The 17,204-nt window shown below is 43.4% G+C and carries 14 protein-coding genes, 1 pseudogene and 2 riboswitches; all 15 genes and pseudogenes read left to right on the top strand.

All coding sequences use genetic code 11. The features are described from left to right. The coding region (locus PGQ38_RS09270) for a restriction endonuclease subunit S (RefSeq protein WP_270431466.1) at positions 1-592 on the top strand (592 nt) is incomplete at its 5' end. Between the two features lie 56 nt (positions 593-648). Continuing rightward, on the top strand, positions 649-3,777 hold the full coding sequence (locus PGQ38_RS09275) for a type I restriction endonuclease subunit R (protein WP_173716565.1): 3,129 nt from the start codon (positions 649-651) through the stop codon (positions 3,775-3,777). Between the two features lie 105 nt (positions 3,778-3,882). Beyond that, positions 3,883-4,080: riboswitch (cobalamin riboswitch) on the top strand. A 118-nt stretch (positions 4,081-4,198) separates the two neighbouring features. Then, the gene (locus PGQ38_RS09280; RefSeq protein ID WP_270431469.1) at positions 4,199-5,191 is read left to right on the top strand and encodes an ABC transporter substrate-binding protein; all 993 of its coding nucleotides are present in this window, start codon (positions 4,199-4,201) and stop codon (positions 5,189-5,191) included. A gap of 1 nt (position 5,192) precedes the next feature. Beyond that, the gene (locus PGQ38_RS09285; RefSeq protein WP_173716563.1) at positions 5,193-6,278 is read left to right on the top strand and encodes a FecCD family ABC transporter permease; all 1,086 of its coding nucleotides are present in this window, start codon (positions 5,193-5,195) and stop codon (positions 6,276-6,278) included. Then, positions 6,275-7,048 carry an ABC transporter ATP-binding protein gene (locus tag PGQ38_RS09290; RefSeq protein ID WP_270431471.1) on the top strand — a complete coding sequence of 258 codons (774 nt, stop codon included), beginning with the start codon at positions 6,275-6,277 and terminating at the stop codon, positions 7,046-7,048. Before PGQ38_RS09285 ends, PGQ38_RS09290 begins: the two co-directional genes overlap by 4 nt. A gap of 22 nt (positions 7,049-7,070) precedes the next feature. Next, positions 7,071-7,859: a sirohydrochlorin cobaltochelatase gene (locus PGQ38_RS09295; RefSeq protein WP_270431472.1), complete on the top strand. Its 789-nt coding sequence runs from the start codon at positions 7,071-7,073 to the stop codon at positions 7,857-7,859. Next, positions 7,856-8,212, top strand: coding sequence for a CGGC domain-containing protein (locus PGQ38_RS09300; protein ID WP_270431473.1), 357 nt, complete (start codon positions 7,856-7,858; stop codon positions 8,210-8,212). The genes PGQ38_RS09295 and PGQ38_RS09300 overlap by 4 nt, the downstream gene beginning before the upstream one ends. 167 nt (positions 8,213-8,379) lie before the next feature. After that, positions 8,380-9,609, top strand: a complete 1,230-nt coding sequence (gene hemA, locus PGQ38_RS09305; protein ID WP_270431475.1) for a glutamyl-tRNA reductase — start codon at positions 8,380-8,382, stop codon at positions 9,607-9,609. Beyond that, positions 9,599-10,084, top strand: a complete 486-nt coding sequence (locus PGQ38_RS09310) for a precorrin-2 dehydrogenase/sirohydrochlorin ferrochelatase family protein (RefSeq protein WP_118579973.1) — start codon at positions 9,599-9,601, stop codon at positions 10,082-10,084. The genes hemA and PGQ38_RS09310 overlap by 11 nt, the downstream gene beginning before the upstream one ends. Continuing rightward, positions 10,077-10,940 (top strand): annotated as a pseudogene (gene hemC, locus PGQ38_RS19915) (hydroxymethylbilane synthase); the annotation flags it as partial. The gene PGQ38_RS09310 and the pseudogene hemC, both read left to right, overlap by 8 nt. Before the next feature lie 39 nt (positions 10,941-10,979). Then, positions 10,980-12,515: a uroporphyrinogen-III C-methyltransferase gene (cobA, locus tag PGQ38_RS19920; RefSeq protein WP_270431519.1), complete on the top strand. Its 1,536-nt coding sequence runs from the start codon at positions 10,980-10,982 to the stop codon at positions 12,513-12,515. Continuing rightward, entirely contained in the window at positions 12,506-13,489 is a 984-nt protein-coding gene (gene hemB, locus PGQ38_RS09325) for a porphobilinogen synthase (protein ID WP_173718125.1), read from the top strand. The genes cobA and hemB overlap by 10 nt, the downstream gene beginning before the upstream one ends. Then, positions 13,489-14,760 carry a glutamate-1-semialdehyde 2,1-aminomutase gene (gene hemL / locus PGQ38_RS09330; RefSeq protein WP_195409281.1) on the top strand — a complete coding sequence of 424 codons (1,272 nt, stop codon included), beginning with the start codon at positions 13,489-13,491 and terminating at the stop codon, positions 14,758-14,760. Before hemB ends, hemL begins: the two co-directional genes overlap by 1 nt. 223 nt (positions 14,761-14,983) lie before the next feature. Next, positions 14,984-16,072: a lactonase family protein gene (locus PGQ38_RS09335; RefSeq protein ID WP_118579985.1), complete on the top strand. Its 1,089-nt coding sequence runs from the start codon at positions 14,984-14,986 to the stop codon at positions 16,070-16,072. Between the two features lie 62 nt (positions 16,073-16,134). Further along, positions 16,135-16,332, top strand: a riboswitch (cobalamin riboswitch). A 146-nt stretch (positions 16,333-16,478) separates the two neighbouring features. Then, entirely contained in the window at positions 16,479-17,204 is a 726-nt protein-coding gene (locus tag PGQ38_RS09340) for a class I SAM-dependent methyltransferase (protein ID WP_118579988.1), read from the top strand.

Consider the following 17,204-nt stretch of genomic DNA (forward strand, 5'->3'; position numbering starts at 1 on the left):
GTTAAACAAGAATTTAGAGCAACAAGCTCAGGCAATTTACAGCCGTATGTTTATTGAGCACCGACAAGAAAGTTGGAGCACAGGGCAGCTGTCTGACTTAATCTCAGTTAAGTATGGAAAAGATCATAAAAAACTGGCTGACGGAAACTATCCAGTATATGGATCAGGCGGAATAATGCGATATGTAGAAAAGCCTCTCTATACTGGCGAATCTGTTCTAATTCCCCGTAAAGGAACTCTCAACAATGTCATGTATGTCAATGAAGCGTTCTGGTCGGTAGACACCATGTTCTATACCGAGATGCTGCGTCCTAATATTGCAAAATTTGTATACCATTTTGTAAAAAGCAAAGATCTGGCTTCACTGAATGCTGGCTCTGCTGTACCGAGCATGACAACCAATATTCTTAACGCAATGCAACTATATATTCCTGACGAAAAAACATTAGAAAAGTTTGAGAATATAGTTTCGCCAATGTATAGTGCAATGCAGGAAAACACAAAAGAATCCAAGATTCTTGCCAATACTCGTGATGCACTTCTGCCAAAACTTATGCCCGGCGAGCTTGATGTCTCTGACATCGATCTTTAAGCCGCTAAATTCTTGTTTACCACGAAAAATGTAACGAAAAAAGGAGTGATTAACCTATGGCTGGCTTTTATACCGAAGCAGACTATGAAAATTCTGTTATAGAGCTATTTCAGAATATGGGGTATCGGCATGTCTATGCTCCTGATTTGGAGCGGGACTTCAAAAGCCCCCTGTATGAAGATAAATTAGACGAAACACTGCATCGTTTGAATCCGGATATGCCGGAGGATGCAATTCACGATGCTTTGTATAAGCTGAGAAATTTTGAAAATGCGGAAATTGTGCAGAAAAACGCTCTTTTTATGGATTACATTCAGCACGGTGTAGAAGTGCGTTATTTTGTCAAGGGTGAGGAACGCTCCGGCTTGGTATATCTTGTTGATTACAAGAATCCGGACAACAACTCCTTTATTGTGGCGAACCAGTGGACATTTATTGAGAACAGCACCAAACGCCCTGACGTACTGCTATTTTTGAATGGTATGCCGGTAGTCCTGGTGGAACTGAAATCTCCCTCTCGTGAGGAAACGGATGCATCCGAAGCATACACACAGATTCGCAACTATATGCATGAGATTCCTTCCATGTTTATTTATAACTGTATCTGTGTTATGAGTGACCTTATGACATCGAAAGCTGGTACAATCACTTCTGGCGAAGATCGCTTCATGGAATGGAAAACGAAGGACGGCGGCTATGAAAATACACAGTATGCTCAGTTCGATACATTTTTTGAGGGTATTTTTGAAAAAGAACGTTTACTGGATATTATCAAGAACTTTATCTGTTTCTCCAATGAAGGAACCAAACAGTTCAAGATATTAGCAGGTTATCACCAGTATTTTGCTGTCAATAAGGCAGTACTTTCCACGAAACACGCAACGGAGACAGACGGCAAGGGTGGTGTATTCTGGCATACACAAGGCAGCGGCAAATCGCTGTCGATGGTGTTTTATGCCCATTGTCTGCAAGATGCTTTGGATAGCCCGACCATCGTAGTTATCACAGATCGCAACGACCTGGATGACCAGCTTTACAGGCAATTTGCCAAGTGCAAGGATTTTCTGCGTCAAGACCCAGTTCATGCCGAAAGCCGGGTGCATTTGAAAGAATTACTGGACGGTAGAAAAGCAAACGGCATTATTTTTACCACGATGCAGAAATTTGAGGAATCCTTTGATTGCCTTTCTGAGCGCAGAAATATTGTGGTTATGGCGGATGAAGCTCATCGTGGGCAGTACGGTTTGAAAGAAAAGGTCGATGTCAAGACAGGTGAAATCAAAATCGGTTCTGCTCGTATTATCCGCAATGCTCTGCCGAATGCAACTTTTATCGGATTTACCGGAACACCGATTTCTATGAAAGACCGCAATACTCGTGAAGTGTTTGGTGACTACATAGATATTTACGACATGACACAGGCAGTTGAAGATGGTGCTACTCGTCCGGTATATTACGAAAGCCGTGTTATCAAGCTGAAACTGGATGAGCAGACTTTGAAGCTCATTGACCAAGAATATGACATTATGGCAAAAAATGCTGATCCAGAGGTTATCGAAAGGAGCAAAAAAGAACTGGGGAAGATGGAAGCCATTCTTGGCAATGAGAAAACTATCAACTCCCTTGTGGACGATATTTTGAATCATTATGAAAATTATCGTGCGAATCTGCTCACAGGTAAGGCAATGATCGTAGCATACTCACGCCCTATTGCCATGAAGATATATGAGCGTATCTTGCAACTTCGTCCCGGATGGACGGATAAGGTTGCTGTTGTTATGACAGGTAGTAACAAAGATCCAGAAGAATGGAATAAAATCATCGGCAATAAACACCATAAGGATGAGCTGGCAAAGGAGTTTAAGGATAATGATAGTCCGCTGAAGATTGCCATTGTCGTGGATATGTGGCTTACAGGATTTGATGTGCCATCTCTTGCAACCATGTATGTGTACAAGCCGATGCAGGGGTATAATCTGATGCAGGCTATTGCCAGAGTAAACCGTGTATTTGGAGATAAGGAAGGCGGTCTGATTGTCGATTATGTTGGCATTGCTTCTGCATTGAAGCAGGCAATGAATGACTACACTACTCGCGATAGGAAGAATTACGGTGATACCGATGTTGCCAAGGTTGCATATCCGAAGTTCCTTGAGAAACTGTCTATCTGTCGGGATTTGTTCCACGGTTATGATTATTCCAAGTTTATGACAGGTACGGATTTGGAGCGTTCCAAGGCAATCAGCGGTGCGGTCAACTTTATTGTCGCTGTGAATAAAGAACAGGAACGAGAGGATTTCCTGAAAGAGGCATTGCTGCTCAGGCAAGCATTGTCGCTGTGTTCTTCTCTGGCAGAAAAAGAGCTGCGTGTGGAAGCGGCATTCTTTGAATCTGTTCGTGTGCTTGTTACAAGATTGATGAATCAGGGAGAGGGGAAGAAAATTTCTCTGCCAGAAATGAATGCTCGCATTAACGAGCTTCTGAAAGCCAGTGTTCAGAGCGAAGGCGTCATTAACCTTTTCTCAGATATAAATCAGGAATTTTCGCTCTTTGATCCAAAGTTCCTTGAGGAAATCTCTAAAATGAAGGAGAAAAACCTTGCTGTAGAGCTGTTAAAAAGGCTGATTGCGGAACAGGTGCAGATTTACCGTCATACAAATGTGGTAAAATCGCAGAAATTCAGTGAAATTATACAGCGTGCTATGAATGCGTATCTGAATGGAATGTTGACCAATGAACAGGTTATTGAAGAATTGCTGAATCTGGCAAAACAGATTGCGACAGCTCATAAAGAGGGAGACAAGCTTGGACTGACTGCTGATGAACTGGCATTTTATGATGCGCTGACAAAGCCGGAGGCCATTAAGGATTTCTATGAAAACGAAGAACTGATTGCCATTACAAAGGAACTGGCAGATACACTGCGTAAGAACAGAACAATAGATTGGCAGAAACGGGATTCTGCCAGAGCGAAAATGCGTATGATGATTAAGCGGTTGCTCAAAAAGCATCGCTATCCGCCGGAAGGAATGGATGATGCAGTGCAGACCGTGATGACACAGTGTGAGCTATGGACAGATAATAATGATATGGAGAATTACGCTGAGAATAGCAAGGTGTATACCTATTCTCCGAAAACGGAATTGGGTATGGTTGCTGAAGACACGGCACCGTATGGGAAATAGATATATAAGTAAGGAAGGGGATGCCTATATTATATTCAAAATCAAAAACATTGTTAAAGAAATATCTTTACTTTATTTAAGGGGTAAGTTATAATAATTCTGCTTAAAAGAATAAATGTGCCAAGTGCTGAAAAAATATATAAAATTTGTGCTATTTTCAGAAGAGGGAATCAGGTGAGAATCCTGAACGATCCGGTCACTGTATTCAGTTATGCCACATTCATATCCATTGCATTTTTATGTGAGAAGGGAATGGGGATTTAAGCTGTAAGCCAGGAAACCTGCTTGGTTCATAGAAAGAAACTTCCGTGTAAAGTGCTGTCTTTCGTATCATGTTTTTTTGTGATGCCCGCTTTTTCATGGAAGCGGACTTTTTTCTTTTAAAAACAAAAAAACAAAAGAAAAAATAAGGAGAAAAAGCATGAAAAACATGAAAACAGCAGCAGGAATGTTATGTCTGGCAGGAATTCTCAGCCTGGGAATGGGAACAACTGTATTTGCGGAGGATGGAGACAGCCATTATCCCGTAACGATCACAACCTACAATTACGAGCATGAGCCAGTTGAAATGACTTTTGAGAAAGCTCCGGAGAAAGTATTTGCCTATGCAAACTCTAACGTAGAAGAGCTTTTGGCACTTGGTCTCGGTGATAAGATCGTAGCAGCCTGCGGCCTGGACGGTGATGTGCGTGAGGATTTAAAGGATGAATTTGACAAGATCCAGTACATGGATACCAAGCCATCCAAAGAGGAAGTAGTTGCAATGGAGCCTGATTTTATTGCAGCATGGTATTCCTCCTTCAGTGATGACTGGCTTTCTGATGTAAGCTTCTGGCAGGAGAGAAATGTAAATACATATATGTCCCTGAACAGTGCTGCAAAGGGACCGGCTTCTGAGTTCCCACGTACAATTGAAGACGAATATGAGGATATCCTGAACCTTGGCAAGATCTTTGATTGTGAAGACAAGGCAGAAGAAATCGTTGATCAGATGAAGGGTGAGATTGATAAAGTAAAAGAGCATGTAGAAGGAACAGACCCGTTATCTGTAGCAGTTCTTGAGGATGAGGGAGATTCCTTCCGTGTATATGGAACAGAGACACTTGGCGGAAATATTCCGGAGACACTTGGTGCGGAGCTGAAGCTTGGTGCAGAGAACTCTGAAAACGTTGGTGCAGAGGATCTGATTGCAGCTGATCCGGACGTATTATTCATGATCAACTATGATGGATTTATGACAGCTGATGAGGCTATCGCTGATATTACAGATAACCCTGCATATGCAAGCCTTTCAGCAGTTAAGAACAACAAAGTATTCTCTGTAAACCTGAATGAAGTATACTGCAGCGGTGTCAGAACCTATGATGGAATTATGACATTTGCAAAAGCATTATATCCGGATCTGTACGAATAAAATGAAAAGAAAACCGGATTTTAAAAATGGAATTTTTCATGGAAAGCCGATCTATGTGCTGGCGGTGATATTACTGACTGTGCTTCTGGTGATATCCATTCTGACTGCAGTTACCATTGGTTCTGTAGATCTTTCTGTGAAAGATGTGTATAGTGTAATTTTGTATAAAGTATTTGGAATCGGGGATCCGGAGGTTTATGGTGTAGGAGCCATGTCTGATATTGTGTGGTTTATCCGCCTTCCCCGTATTCTTCTTGCAACAGCCGTTGGCATGGGTCTGGCAGTTGCAGGTGTGGTAATGCAGGCCATTGTGAAAAATCCGATTGCAGATCCGTATATTCTGGGTATTTCCTCTGGTGCATCTCTTGGTGCAACAGTGGCAATCTTTCTTGGAGTTGGAGCCGTATTTGGCTCCAACTCTATTGGAATCTGCGCATTTATCGGAGCCTTCCTTATTTCTGTACTGGTACAGATCACTGCAAATATAGGAGGCCGGGCAAATTCGGTCCGACTTCTGCTTGCAGGTACAGCACTTGGAAGTGTGTGCAGTGCATTTTCAAACTTTGTTGTCTATATTGCGGGCGACAGAGATGGAATCCAGACAGTTACTTTCTGGCTGATGGGAAGTCTGGCAGGTGCGAAATGGGAAAATCTGGCTGTGATTATTCCCTGCGTTTTTATAGCAACCCTGTTTTTCTGCACCCAGAGCCGTATTCTCAATATGATGCTGCTTGGAGATGAGGTATCCATCACATTAGGCACTGACCTGCACAGATATCGTCAGGTATATCTTGTGGTGACAGCATTGCTGATTGGTTTTGTGGTATATTCCGCAGGTATCATTGGATTTGTAGGACTCATTATTCCTCATGTGGTAAGAATGTTCTTTGGAACAGATCATAAGAAAATGCTTCCACTGTCAGCACTTAGCGGTTCCATTTTCCTGATTTGGGCAGATGTTGCTTCCAGGATCATTATTCCAAAGAGCGAAGTTCCCATCGGAATCCTGGTATCCATGATCGGAGCACCTTGCTTTATTTATCTGCTGGTACGCAGATCTTATGGATTCGGAGGTGAGAAATCATGAAACTGACAGCTTCTGATATCCATGTAGAGCTTGGCGGAAATGAGATCCTTAAGGGAATTGACGCAGCCATAAAGGAAAAGGAATTTGTAGGAATCATAGGACCAAACGGAAGTGGAAAAAGTACACTGCTGAAATGTATTTACCGTGTACTTAAGCCTGATACCGGCGTGATCATGCTGGATGGAAAACCGCTGAACGAATATAAGGTAAAGGATTCTGCAAAAGCACTGGCAGTGGTGTCCCAGCACAACTACTATAATTTTGAATTTTCCGTACAGGAAATTGTAATGATGGGAAGGGCTCCTCATAAGAAAACCATGGAACGGGATAATGCCGAGGATTATAAGATCGTGGAAGAGTGTCTGGAAAAAGTGGGAATGATTCCCTATCGGCACCGTGTTTTTTCCAGTCTGTCTGGCGGTGAGCAGCAGCGAATCATTCTGGCAAGAGCTCTGGCGCAGAAAACGGACTGTCTGATCCTGGATGAGCCTACCAACCATCTTGACATCAAATACCAGCTTCAGCTTCTGGATATTGTAAAAAGTCTCGGGATTACCGTGATCGGTGCTTTGCATGATCTGAATATTGCAGCAGCATATTGCGACCGGATCTATGCCATGAAGAACGGTCGTCTGGTGGCTTGCGGAACTCCGGAAGAAGTCATTACAGAAGATTTTATACATATGTTGTATGAAGTAGATGCAACTGTAAAAAAGGATGAATACGGCATGCTGAATGTTACATACCATCCTTTGCATGTGAAAAAATAAAGGAAAAGTGGAGGAAATCTGAATGAGCGATACAGCAAAAAAAGGGATCCTTGTAGTCAGCTTTGGCACCAGTCACGAGGACACCAGAGTAGTGACCATTGATGCAATTGAAAAAGAAATTGGAGCTGCTTTTACAGATTGTAAAGTTTATCGCGCATGGACAAGCAAGATGATCCTTGCCAGAATTGCAAAGAGAGATCATATTCACTATGACAATGTGACAGAAGCAATGGAGCGTATGAGAACAGATGGAATCACAGAGGTGATCGTCCAGCCTACGCATGTAATGAACGGTGTGGAAAATGACCTTATGAAAAAGGATGTTCTGGCGTGTGCGGATCATTTCCAATCTGTGAAATTCGGAGCTCCTCTGCTTACAACAGAAGAAGACAATGAGTATGTGGTGAAAGCGGTTGCAGATGAGTTCCCTGTAATTAAGGATAAGGAAACGGCACTTGTGCTTATGGGGCATGGAACCGAGCACTACGCAAATGCCGTTTATGCCGCACTGGATTACAGATTCAAGGATATGGGATATGAAAATGTGATCGTAGGAACTGTGGAAGGTTATCCTGAAATTGACCAGGTCCTGAAACAGCTTGGAAAATGCGGGGTAAAAAAAGTGGTAATCGCACCGTTTATGATCGTTGCCGGTGACCATGCGAAAAATGACATGGCAGGAGAGGAAGAAGACTCCTGGAAAAATATCATCAGCAAAGCTGGCTATGAAGTGCAGACAGTTCTGAAAGGACTGGGGGAATATGAAAGTATTCGAAAACTCTTTGTGGAACATGCGAGGGAAGCGGTATGATTAAAATTGGAACACTGACCTGCCTTCATTCCAATAATGTCTGTGCCAGAGTGGGATGCCTGAAGGCCTTTCAGAATCGCAGTGACTTTTTTGATGGATATTCTCCGGACACACTTCTGGGAGCAATGATGACCTGTAATGGATGCAAAAGTGCAAATCCCAAAGAACCGGATGTAGATGAGGGAATTCTGGAAAAAATAGACAGGCTGGTCAGCGAAGAAATTAAGGTGATGCATGTGGGAGCCTGTCGTCTGGACAGGGAGAAAAAAGAGTGCCCAAGAATTGCCAAAATCTGTGAGATGATAGAATCCAGGGGAATCCAGGTGGTAAGAGGAACTCACAGAGAATCCTGAAACAGGATAGAGAAATCGTATAGGGAAAACTTCCAGGCAGATTGTGGAAAATAGTCCGTCTGGAAGCTTTTTTATTGCTGTGTTTTGCCTGGCTTTATTGACAATATACGCAGGAATTAGTAAAATGAGCGGTGGCAGAAAATGATATTTAAGGAGAATTACATAAGATGAGTATTTCTATGATTGGAATAGACCATAGTATGGCTCCCGTAGATATACGAGCCTTGTTTGCATTTACCAGAAAAAATGCAGGGGAGGCTATGGAAAAATTAAAGGAACAGCGGGGAATAGACGGCTGTATTATTCTTTCTACATGCAATCGCCTGGAGATATGGGCAAGTGTGGATGATGAGGCAGAGCTTTCTTTATATAAAGAGCTTTGTAAACTGAAAAATATTAATGATGATCAGTACGAGATATATTTTACAAAGCGTGAAGGCCATGCTGCTGTGGAACATCTGTTTTACCTTGCATCCGGTCTGAAATCCCAGATACTTGGAGAAGATCAGATTCTTACTCAGGTAAAAGATGCACTGGGAATTGCCAGAGAGCATTTTACAACAGATGGAGCCCTTGAAGTGCTTTTCCGAATGGCTGTAACAGCAGGAAAAAAGATTAAAACGGAGGTACCATTTTCTCATGGAAATCCGTCTGTGATCCATCAGGCGATAGAAATGCTTGACAGACAGGGCTATTACGTACAGGATAAGGTCTGCATGGTGATCGGAAATGGGGAAATGGGAAAGGTTGCAGCCCAGGCTCTTATGGAAGCCGGTGCAGATGTGACTGTAACCGTGCGTCAGTATCGCAGCGGAATGGTGAATATTCCATTTGGATGTAAACGAATTAATTATGGCGAAAGAATGGACTATCTGCCTAAGTGTGATCTTGTAGTCAGTGCTACGGCAAGTCCGAATTTTACTTTGCGTGAGGAACTGTTTGAAAATCTGGAACTGGAAAAAAGTATTGTTCTCATTGATCTGGCAGTTCCAAGGGATATTGAACCGGAGGTTGGAAAATTCGAAGGGATAACCTTGTTTGATATGGATAGCTTCCGCATGGAAGAAACTCCGGCTGAGCTTCAGGAAAATCTTGAGGCGGCAGGACTGATCGTGAGAGATCAGATGGATGAATTTTTTAAATGGTTAGATGGTAAGGAACTGATACCAAGAATTCAGGAAATCAAAGAGAATGCAGTGAATGACTTTAACCTGCGGATCATGAAGCCATTGAAAAACACACAGATGGATGAGCAGGAAAAAGAGAAGTTGATAAATGCAGTGGATACTGCAATGGGGAAGGTTATAAATAAAATGCTGTTTGCATTGAGAGACAGTGTGAATGAGAAAGCATTTCTGGAATGTGTAGCAGGACTGGAGAAAACATATGAAAAATAAGCGCTATTTCCCACTGTATGTGGATCTATCGGATAAGAACATTGTGGTAGTGGGTGGGGGAACCATTGCCACAAGAAGAGTGAAAGCATTATTATTATTTACCAGGAATATTACAGTAATTGCGCCGAAGATGACAGCAGATCTCTGGGAACTGGGCAAGCTGGGAAAAATTCAGATCCAGCCCCGTCCTGTGAAAAAATCGGATTTCTCTATGGCTTATATGGTGCTGGCTGTTACGAATAACAGTGAGCTAAATGAGGAAATTTACCGTACCTGTAAAGAAGAGGGAATTTATGTAAATGTTGCAAGTGATAAGAATTTGTGCGATTTTTACTTTCCCGGAATTTGTCTGAAGGATGATATTGTAGTGGGAATCACGGCCAGCGGTGTCAATCACAAAAAGGCTAAGGCAGTAAGAGAAAAAATGCAGGCACTTCTGGAAGAACTGGAAAAAGATGAGGATAGTTATGAATAAAAAAGTTGTGATCGGAAGCAGGGAAAGCAAGCTTGCCGTACTGCAAAGCCAGATGGTGAAGGATTATATTGTATGCAGGCATCCGCAAATGGATGTGGAAATCCTGACCATGAAGACTACAGGAGACAAAATACTGGACCGTACTCTGGATAAGATTGGAGGAAAAGGCCTTTTTGTAAAGGAACTGGATCGGGCGCTTTTAGAGGGCAGAAGTCAGCTTTCTGTTCATAGCCTGAAGGATATGCCTATGGAAGTCCCGGAAAAGCTCCCCATACTTGCTTTTTCAAAAAGGGAAGACGTAAGAGATGTGCTGGTTCTCCCAAAAGGCTGTGATGTTCTGGATCCTTTGAAGCCTATCGGTTGTTCCAGCCTTCGCAGAAAGCTGCAGCTGAAAGAAATTTACCCGGATATGCAGGTGAAAAGTATTCGTGGAAATCTTCAGACCAGACTGGAAAAGCTGGATAGTGGAGAATATTCTGCGTTAGTTCTTGCAGCCGCCGGTTTGAAACGTCTGGGGCTTGAAAACAGGATCAGCAGGTATTTTGATACAGAAGAAATGATTCCGGCAGCGGGACAGGGAATTCTTGCAGTTCAGGGAATTGATGGTCTGGATTATGAGTTTCTGAAAGGGTATGATGATTTGCAGGCCCATCAGGCTGCAACAGCAGAGAGAGCCTTTGTAAAATATTTAAATGGCGGATGTACCTCTCCGGTAGCTGCCTATGGAGAAATCAAAGATGGTCAGTTGAAACTTACCGGTCTTTACTATGAAGAAAAGACTGGACATTATCTGAAAGGATATAAAACAGGAAATCCTTCAGATGCAGAAAAACTGGGAACTTCTCTTGCAAAAGAACTGCAGGAGCGCTGCAAAGTGGAATACAAAGAGTCTGGCTTGCAGGAAGACAACAAAAAAGAACCGGGAAAAGTCTGGCTGGTGGGAGCTGGTCCTGGAGATGTGGGGCTTTTTACAATGAAAGGTGCCCAGGTTCTGGAACAGGCAGATGTGGTTGTTTATGACAGCCTGGTAGGACAGGGAATCCTGACCAGAATTCCTGCTTCTGCAAAACTGATCAATGTGGGAAAACGTGCTGGCCACCATACTATGTCCCAGGAGAAGATTAACCAGGTTCTTGCTGATGAGGCAAAAAAGGGCAACCGGGTAGTACGTCTGAAAGGCGGCGATCCTTTCCTTTTTGGACGAGGAGGAGAGGAACTGGAGCTTCTCACAAAGGAGGGCATTCCTTATGAAGTAGTTCCTGGTGTGACTTCCCCGATTTCCGTACCTGCATATAACGGAATTCCTGTGACACATCGGGATTTCTGTTCGTCTGTCCATGTTATCACCGGACATAAGCGCAAGGGAATGGAGTATGACATTGATTTTGAGGCGCTGGTACATACGAAAGGAACTCTTGTTTTTCTCATGGGAATCACTGCCATGGAGGATATCTGCAGTGGCCTTATGAAAGCTGGAATGGATCCGGATATGCCGGCTGCTGTTTTATCCAAGGGTACTACGGCTGGTCAGCAAAGAGTCGTGGCAACTGTCGCTACATTAAAGACAGCCTCTGATCAGGCGAAAATCCAGACACCGGCCATTATTGTGGTAGGAAAGGTCTGCACTTTGGCAGATGATTTTGCCTGGTATGAGAAATTACCTCTGGCAGGCTGGAAGATTCTTGTCACCCGGCCAAAGGAGAATATTTCCAGAACTGCGGCCCTTCTTCGGGAGAAAGGTGCAGAAGTACTGGAACTTCCATCCATCAGTATTATCCCTCTGGAGGATCAGAGCAGACTGTACCAGGCCTTTTCTCATATCCGCAGCTATGACTGGCTGGTATTTACAAGTCCTGCAGGCGTGGAAGTTTTCTTCAGGCAAATGGAGAAAAAGAAGATCGACCTGCGTTCTCTTGGAAATGCAAAAATCGCGGTGATCGGTGAGGGCACAAAGAAGAAATTTCTGGAAAGAGGAATCTATCCGGATTTCATGCCTTCTGTTTATGATGGAAATACCCTTGGAAAAGAACTTGGCGCTCTTTTAAATGGAACAGAAAAGATTCTGATTCCAAGAGCCTCCCTTGGAAACAAGGAGCTGGCAGAAGAACTGAAAAAAACAGGTGCACAGGTGGATGATATTCCGACTTACGAGACCGGATATGTAAGCTGTCCTCTTATTAATGAGAAAAGAGAATTTGAAGAGGGCACCATTGACCTGGCTGTATTTACCAGTGCTTCCACAGTGAAAGGCTTTGTGGAGAGTACCAAAGGACTTGATTATTCCAGGGTTCGTGCTGCATGTATTGGAAAACAGACTCGTGCAGCGGCGGATTCTTATGGAATGCAGACATATATGTCAGAAAAAGCAACCATCGACAGTCTGATCGAACTGGTTGAGACACTGAAGAGGAGTGAAGAAAAATGGAACTGATTAAGAGACCTAGAAGATTAAGGGGCAGTGCAAATTTGCGAAAAATGGTGAGAGAGACCAGAATGGACAAATCTTCTCTTATCTATCCGCTGTTTGTAATGGAAGGAAATGGAATCCAGGAAGAGATTCCTTCCATGGAAGGGCAGTACCGTTACAGCCTGGACCGTCTTCCCTATAAGCTGGAGCAGTTGGAAAAAGCAGGGGTAAACAGCATTATGCTTTTTGGAATCCCGGCTCATAAGGATGAAGTCGGAAGCGGCGCTTACGCTCAGGATGGTATTGTACAGAAGGCACTTCGGGAAGCAAAGAGCAGATTTCCAGAGATGTATTATGTGACAGATGTGTGCATGTGTGAATATACCTCTCACGGTCACTGCGGCGTTCTTTGCGGCCATGATGTTGACAACGACAAGACATTGGAGCTTCTGGCAAAAACAGCTCTGTCTCATGCGCAGGCTGGCTCTGATATGATCGCGCCTTCCGATATGATGGACGGACGTGTAGCTGCCATCCGTAAAGAACTGGATCTGGGCGGTTATACCAATATTCCAATCATGTCTTATGCGGTGAAATACGCTTCTGCGTTCTATGGCCCGTTCCGTGATGCAGCCGGAAGTGCTCCTGCTTTTGGAGACCGCAAGAGCTATCAGATGGATTTCCACAATAGAAGAGAGGGAATGAAAGAAGCTCTTATGGATATTGAAGAAGGCGCTGATATTATTATGGTGAAGCCTGCCATGTCTTATCTTGATATGGTATCTGAGATCTCCAAGGCTGTGAATGTTCCGGTAGCTGCCTATAGTGTAAGTGGTGAGTATGCCATGGTGAAGGCGGCGGCAAAGATGGGCTGGATCGACGAAGAGCGGATCATTGGAGAAATGGCGGTGGGAGCTTATCGTGCAGGTGCCCAGATTTATATCACTTATTTTGCAGAAGAAATTGCAAAAATGATGGAGGAAGGGAGAATCGGATAATGACAAAGTCTGAGAAGCTTTTTGAGAGAGCGGTAAAAAGAATCCCCGGCGGTGTAAACAGTCCGGTGCGTGCATATGGCGCTATAGGAGAAGCACCGAGATTTATTGAACGTGCAGATGGCTGCTATATTTATGATGTAGATGGCAACCGCTATATTGATTACATAGATTCCTGGGGACCAATGATCCTGGGACACAATTTTCCTGCAATACGGGAAAGTGTTCTGAAGGCCTGTGAAAAAGGTCTGAGCTTTGGATGCGCTACAGAGATCGAAGTGGAAATGGCTGAATTTATCTGTGACAGAATCCCGCATGTGGATATGATCCGAATGGTCAATTCTGGTACAGAGGCTGTTATGAGTGCAATCCGTGTTGCAAGAGGTTATACGGGGAAAAATAAGATCATCAAATTTGCAGGCTGCTATCATGGACACAGTGATGCCATGCTGGTAAGCGCAGGTTCCGGTGTGATGACAAGTGGTGTGCCGGACAGTGCCGGTGTTCCAAAAGGCTGTACAGAGGATACTATGCTGGCAGTTTACAACGATCTTGGCAGTGTGGAGACTCTTTTTCAGCAGGCAGAGGGTCAGGTGGCAGCAGTGATCGTGGAAGCAGTTGGAGCCAACATGGGTGTAGTTCCGCCAAGGGAAGGATTTCTGCAGGGACTTCGCGCTCTTTGCGACCAATACCATGCCCTTCTTATTTTTGATGAGGTGATTACCGGATTCCGACTTGCATTTGGCGGCGCAGCACAGTATTTTGGTGTAACACCGGATCTGGTTACTTATGGAAAAATCATTGGTGCCGGAATGCCGGTAGGTGCATATGGCGGAAGAAGAGATGTGATGGAATTGGTTGCTCCGGCAGGAAAAGTATATCAGGCAGGTACTTTAAGCGGAAATCCGGTAGCTATGGCTGCCGGGCTTACCCAGCTGAAATATTTGTATGACCATCAGGAAATTTACACGGAACTGGAGAAAAAGGGAGAGCTTCTCTACGGTGGAATGGGAAAAATCGTGAAAGAAAAAGGTCTGAATTACCAGATGAATTATGTGGGCTCTCTTGGAAGCCTGTTCTTTACGGGACAGCCTGTTGTAGATTATGTTTCCGCAAAATCTTCTGACACAGTGGCATTTGCAGAATATTTCAAAAAAATGCTGAATATGGGAATTCATATGGCTCCGTCCCAGTTTGAAGCCATGTTCCTGTCAGCGGCTCATACAGATGAAATTATTATGGAAACTCTGGATGCAGTAAAGCTTGTTCTTTGAAAATGTGTGTGGTATAATTTAGACACAATTACATAAAAGAAACCAGAATACGAGTTGCTGTAATAAAATGCGGCTGTAATAAATGAACCGTGGCAGAGGATTTACTGATATAGAGAATGCAGTAATATTCAGAGCTGCACAGTGACCCGCTACGCTGTAAAAAAGATCGGAAGAACAGCGTGAACGGATGGTTTCCAGAAAGAGACTGTAGGAGGCTAGACAAATGGGTAAGAAATATGTGGCTTATGTAGGAACCTATACTCACGGAACCAGCAAGGGAATTCAGGTTTATGACGTGAACCTGGAAGAAGGTACTCTCACAGAGAGAAGTGAAGTGGAAGTAAGTAATGCGTCTTATACCGCGGTATCCAAGAATGGAAAATACCTTTATTCTATCGAGGATGAGGGCGTTGCGGTATTCAAGCGTGATCATAATGGCGATTTGGCACGTATCAACAGCGTGGATATTGATGGCATGAGAGGTTGTTTCCTTGCTACAGACGTAGATGGCAAATATCTTTACGTAGCAGGTTATCACGATGGAAAGGTAACCGTTGTACACACTCATAAGGATGGACGTCTTGGAAGTGTTATGGACGGTGTTTTCCACACTGGTCTTGGAAGTGTTGCAGAGCGTAACTTCCGTCCTCACGTAAACTGTGTACGTCCTACTCCGGATAATAAATATCTCTGCGCAGTAGATAATGGAATTGACCAGATCAAGGTCTATCGTATTAATAAGCGGACAGATAAGCTGGAGCTGGTGGATATTGTAAGATGCCCGAGAGAGAGCGGACCGCGTATTATCCGTTTCAGTGCAGATGGACGTTATGCATATGTTCTGTTTGAGCTGAGCAATGAGATTAAAGTGTACAGCTACAATGGAGAGGGTGATACTCCGGAGTTTGAGCTGCTTCAAAGTGTTTCCACCCTTGCGAAGAAGGAAGACGGAAGCGTATCTCATAATGCCGCATCAGGTCTTGCTCTTGCACCGGATGGCAAGCATTTATTCTGCACTACAGCAGGTGAGAATACAGTAGGTATGTTTGAGGTAGATGGTGAGACTGGTCTTCTGGATCGTAAATTTGTTCTTCCTGTAAGTGGTGATTATCCGAAAGACCTTGTTATTTTCCCGGATAATCAGCACATTGCCGTTGCCAACCACTCCAGCAACAGCATTACAACCTTCAAGGTTGACTACGAGAAGAACATCATTATGATGAAGGGCAAACCACGTAAGATCGAGACCCCGAACTGTATCAATATCTGGCCGGTACCGGATGGAGAGGATATTGAGGATATAGAGGCCTGATAAATTCTGATTGACAAACAGGAAATGCTGTATTATACTTTTTTGATGTTGTGTTGAGAATTGAATAAAACGACCATTTTGGTGCCTGGTGGAAATTAAAATAAATTCTAGCAGGTCAAACGGGAAACAGGTGAAAATCCTGTGCTATGCCGTAGCTGTAACAGTTGAGTAAGCTTTCGAAACCACTGAATTTTTATCGGGAAGGGAAAGCATTATGATGACACTGGAGCCAGAATACCGGCCAGAATGAAGAACTTTTGCTGCGGGGCACGGTATAGGGGTTGGTTTTATATAACAGGATTATTATGTCATTAAGCCGCTGCGTTAGCAGCGGCTTTTTCACGCTTTTATTACATGAATTCCCTGATTTGGCAGAAGTTTATGCTATTGGAAAGGATAAACACAAATGGCAGAATTGTTAAAGAATATTCAGTCATATTGGGATATGAGAGCTGGAGGATTTTCAGATGCCAGTATGGAAGAAAGAAAAACAGAACCTGGAGAGAGATGGGAAAATATTTTCAAAAATTCTCTTAAAACGGGATGCCATGTATTAGATGATGGGTGTGGCGCTGGCTTTTTTACCACTTTGCTTGCTTCGATGGGATTTCAGGTGACTGCGGTAGATTATAGCACAAAAATGCTGGAAGAAGTCAGAAGAAATCTGGAGACAGAAGGACTTAAAGCAGAACTTCATCAGATGGATGTGCAAAGCTTAGAATTTGCTGATAATTCCTTCGACGCAGTGGTATCAAGAAACGTATTCTGGAACCTGGAGCATGCAGATAAAGCTTATGAGGAAGCGTACAGGGTTCTAAAAAAAGATGGAATTCTAATTCTGGAAGATGGAAATTATTATCGCCGTTTTTTTAGTGATAAGTATCAGAAAGCCTATGATGAGTTTCAGCGGGGACATGAAAAAGAAGAACAAGGGTGCCATGCGCGACATAATAAAGAAAATGTAGATTTTTCCATTATGGATGAAATTGCAAAGAAATTGCCAATGAGTCAGGTAGATCGACCTGCCTGGGATTTTAATAAACTTGTAGAAACAGGATTTCATAAAATACAGGTGGAAATAGCTGGCAGCCCTTTACCGATGAGTTTTTGTATTGTAGCACAGAAAGGCTGA

Origin of the sequence: Blautia faecis, from assembly GCF_027662325.1 — a bacterium.
GTDB lineage: Bacteria > Bacillota > Clostridia > Lachnospirales > Lachnospiraceae > Blautia_A > Blautia_A faecis.